The sequence below is a fragment of the Citrobacter sp. wls826 genome (assembly GCF_005281245.1).
GTDB classification, from domain to species: Bacteria; Pseudomonadota; Gammaproteobacteria; order Enterobacterales; family Enterobacteriaceae; genus Citrobacter; species Citrobacter braakii.
Window position 1 is genome coordinate 215,346 of the sequence record NZ_SZWS01000053.1, and the last position, 3,845, is coordinate 219,190.

General features: G+C 56.1%; 4 protein-coding genes. 1 reads left to right on the forward strand and 3 read right to left on the reverse strand.

All coding sequences use genetic code 11. The features are described 5' to 3' along the window. Window positions 1-7: 7 nt before the first annotated feature. Both FDW87_RS13480 and FDW87_RS13485 read right to left on the reverse strand, forming a co-directional pair. Window positions 8-565 carry a DcrB family lipoprotein gene (locus FDW87_RS13480; protein ID WP_016154847.1) on the reverse strand — a complete coding sequence of 186 codons (558 nt, stop codon included), beginning with the start codon at window positions 563-565 and terminating at the stop codon, window positions 8-10. A gap of 72 nt (window positions 566-637) precedes the next feature. Further along, window positions 638-1,303: a 7-cyano-7-deazaguanine/7-aminomethyl-7-deazaguanine transporter gene (locus FDW87_RS13485; RefSeq protein WP_016154846.1), complete on the reverse strand. Its 666-nt coding sequence runs from the start codon at window positions 1,301-1,303 to the stop codon at window positions 638-640. A gap of 168 nt (window positions 1,304-1,471) precedes the next feature. On the opposite strand from FDW87_RS13485, the gene tusA reads away from it, so the two are divergent. Continuing rightward, a complete protein-coding gene (tusA, locus tag FDW87_RS13490; RefSeq protein ID WP_003827551.1) occupies window positions 1,472-1,717 on the forward strand; it encodes a sulfurtransferase TusA in 246 nt (81 codons plus the stop codon). Between the two features lie 46 nt (window positions 1,718-1,763). Here tusA and zntA read toward each other — a convergent pair. Further along, window positions 1,764-3,845, reverse strand: a 2,082-nt coding sequence (gene zntA, locus FDW87_RS13495) for a Zn(II)/Cd(II)/Pb(II) translocating P-type ATPase ZntA (RefSeq protein ID WP_252363166.1), incomplete at its 5' end; no start/stop codon positions are given.

Genomic DNA, 3,845 nt, shown 5'->3' on the forward strand with positions numbered 1-3,845 from the left:
TTAACCGTTACTGGATAACCAGCGTGTTAATGATGTTTTCTGCGGTAGTCTGCGCTTTTTGCTGATCGTCAGCAGGCAGCGTGATTTGCAGAGTCAGCAGTTGGTTATCGACTTTACCCAACACCACGGAAGAGTAAGCGGTCTGGCCTTTGGCCGAGATGATGCTGTCTAACTGCTGCAGCGTGTGGCCTTTCAGCTCAATAGATTTATTGGTGACGACCTGCAACTGCGGGTCGCGGCTACGCTGCTGATCTTCCAGGCGTTTTGCCAGCACAGCCAGGTCTTCGTTGGTATTGTCGCCAACAATCACAATCACCGCTTTCTGGCCGGTTGCGTCAGAATAAACGTGCATATTGTTCGCCTGGGTGCCCAGTTTGCCGCTCTGATCGGTCATATCCGCTGGCAGGGAAAAACTGAGTTTACCGTCCAGCAAGCTGACCGGTTGTCCGGTGGCGCTACTTTCTGCGGCAGCACCCTCTGCTGGCGCTTTTGTATCGCTATTATCACAGGCCGCAAGCCCCATAACCAGCAGGCCAATACCGACATATTTAACCAGATTGCGCATTGACTTCTTCCTTTCGATAAACGGCCATAACGGCTCATTCGTCCATCTTATCACAACTCGGAAAATGAACCTTTAACTCGTCTGCAATGCAGCGATTTCGGATTTATCTGCCAGCCTTTTCAGTAACATATTCAGCAGCACGCCGTACATCGGCAGGAAGAAAATAATGCTGATCAGCACTTTGAAGCAGTAGTCAACCAGCGCGATTTCCATCCAGTGCTCGGCCATAAAGGCATCTGGGCTGCGCCAGAAAGCGATAAAGAAGAAGGCTAACGTATCGCTGATGTTGCCAAACAGCGTGGAAGCCGTTGGCGCCAGCCACCAGCGACGGTTCTGACGTAGGCGGTTAAAGACATGCACATCCAGAATTTGACCCAGCGCGTAAGCCATAAAGCTGGCGGCGGCGATACGGGCGACAAACAGATTAAAGTGCAGCAGTGCGCCGAATCCCTGCCACGATCCCATATAGAACAGTGATGAAACGACATAGGAGATCAGCAGCGCGGGGATCATTACCGCAAAGATGATACGTCGTGCCAACGGTGCGCCAAAAATACGCACGGTCAGATCGGTCGCGAGGAAAATAAACGGAAAGCTGAAAGCGCCCCATGTGGTATGGAAACCAAAAATGGAGATCGGTAGCTGCACCAGATAGTTGCTGGAGGTGATCACCAGCAGATGAAATAGCGATAGCCAAAACAACGCTTTTACGCGTTGAGATTGTGTAAACGGAGTCATATTGTGACCTTTTTGTTGGATGGGGTGAGGGAACCCAATAAAAAACCGTCGCATGATACTGCTTTAAGAGCACATTGCAATGGTTGTTTTTCACGCAATCGTTAACCTGATTGGCTTACGCCACAACAGAGCGTAAAATAACGCCGTTTTTGAATGAACGAGACTACGATGAGCGATCTGTTTACCTCTCCCGACCATACTCTTGATGCCCAGGGGCTGCGCTGCCCGGAACCCGTAATGATGGTGCGTAAAACCGTGCGCGGCATGCAAGCGGGTGAAACGCTGCTGATTGTCGCCGACGATCCGGCGACAACCCGTGACATTCCTGGCTTCTGTACCTTTATGGAGCATGAGCTGGTGGCAAAAGAGACAGACTCTCTGCCGTACCGCTATCTGGTGCGCAAAGGCCAGTAATCTTAGCCGGATGGCGCTAATGCAACTGCCGTCCGGCACAGACGCATTATCCTTTACGTAGTAACCGCAGCGCGTTAGCGGTCACCAGTACCGTCGCCCCCGTATCTGCCAGCACCGCCAGCCACAGTCCGGTTATCCCGAGCAGCGTGGTGACGAGGAAAATCCCCTTCAGGCCTAGCGCAATCGCAATGTTCTGGCGAATATTGGCGTGGGTGGCGCGGGCTAACTGAATCATTTGCACCAGACCACGCAGGCGGTTGTGGGTCAGGGCGGCATCGGCGGTTTCCAGGGCGACATCGGTCCCGCTTCCCATCGCAATGCCAATGGTGGCTGCTTTCATTGCCGGAGCGTCGTTGATGCCGTCGCCGACCATCGCCAGCGGCGACTGTTGGTTAAGATGAGTAACGGCCTGTACTTTATCTTCCGGTAATAGACCCGCTTTGAATTCGAGACCCAATTCACTGGCAATAGCTGCCGCCGCTCGCGGGTTATCGCCCGTCAGAATCACCCCTTTCACGCCAATCTGATTAAGCTCGCTGATGGCGCTACGGGCGTCGTCGCGCAGCGTGTCCTGTAGAGCCAGCACGCCAAGAACGGCATCGCTACGCAGCACCAGCACCACCGTTTGACCCGCGCTTTCCAGCTCGCTTATCTGCCCGGCAAAAGCATCGGCAGGCTGCTTACCGGCGGCGCAAATCAGCACGCGTTCGCCGTTGACCAGTGCTTCAATGCCAGAGCCAACCAGCGCCCGTTGATCTTTTGCGGCAGGGATAGTCAGCTCGCGCGTTTGGGCTTCCCGAACAATCGCCTGCGCCAGCGGGTGCGTCGCGCCTTGCTCTACTGCTGCCGCCAGCGCCAGCAGTTCTGCCTCGCCAATACCGCTTGCCGGGTGAATCGCCGTGACGCGCGGTTTACCGATGGTCAGGGTGCCGGTTTTATCAAACGCGACCTGCGTTACCCTACCCAACTGCTCCAGCGCGGCCCCGCCTTTGATTAACGCGCCACGACGTGCCGCGGCGGCAAGGCCAGAGGTAATGGCTGCGGGTGTGGAAATCACCAGCGCACATGGGCAGCCAATCAGCAGCAGCGTCAGCCCTTTATAAATCCACTCCTGCCAGGATGCGGCAAACAGCAGCGGTGGTACAAGGGTGACCAACAACGCAACCGCCATAATGGCTGGGGTGTAAATCCGGCTGAAACGGTCAATAAAGCGCTCAATGGGGGCGCGGCGTTCTTCCGCTTCTTCAATCAATTTCAGAATACGGTCAATGGCGCTGGCACCCGGTTCGGAGAGTACTTCCAGCGTTACCAGACGGTCCACGCTGGTGGCGCCCGCCGGGACATTCTCGCCCGTGGCGCGCTCAACCGGTATCGATTCGCCGGTCAGGGCGCTTTCATCAAAGCTGGCAAATCCGGAGACCAGCTTGCCATCGGCAGGTAAACGCCCACCCGCGGCAACCTCAATAACATCGCCTGGCTGGAGAGTATTGATAGCAACCTCTTCGCGCTCGCCGTTACGCAGGCGCGTGGCGGTTTCCGGCTTGAGCGCCATCAGTGCGCTGACCCCTTTACGGGCGCGGCTGGCGGCCCATCCTTCCAGGCGTTCGCCAATTAAAAACAGCAGCAGCACCATGGCGGCTTCGGCCGTCGCGCCGATAAACAGTGCGCCAATGGCGGCCACGCTCATCAACGTTTCAATGGCAAAGTAGCTGCCGGTTTTCATCAGACGCAGGGCCTGACGGGCAATCGGATACAAACCTACCAGCGTGGTGGCGACAAATGCTATCTGGCCAAAGGGGTGATTGAACTGCTCCAGCCCCCAGCTAATCGCCATCATGATAATCAGCGAAATCAGCGGCAGGTTCTCTTTAAACCGCGACTCGGGGGCGGCGTCTGGCGCTTGCTCATCGCGCAGGGTATAACCTGCCTTTTGCACTGCGCTTTCAACTTGCAGGCGGATATCGGAACCCGCGTCGACTACCAGTTTTTCGGTGGCGAACAGAACCTGGACCTGGTTGACGCCGTTGACCTGGCGGACCGCATTCTCCACTTTTCGGGCGCAGGCTGCACAGTCCATGCCTGCCACTTTCCAGGAGTAGCGGGTACCCATTACGGTACCGGATACGGG

Excerpts from the sequence above, each read along its gene's own strand:
- FDW87_RS13485 (WP_016154846.1), bottom strand. The coding sequence starts at position 1,303 with ATGACTCCGTTTACACAATCTCAACGCGTAAAAGCGTTGTTTTGGCTA.
- FDW87_RS13480 (WP_016154847.1), bottom strand. The coding sequence starts at position 565 with ATGCGCAATCTGGTTAAATATGTCGGTATTGGCCTGCTGGTTATGGGG.
- tusA (WP_003827551.1), top strand. The coding sequence starts at position 1,472 with ATGAGCGATCTGTTTACCTCTCCCGACCATACTCTTGATGCCCAGGGG.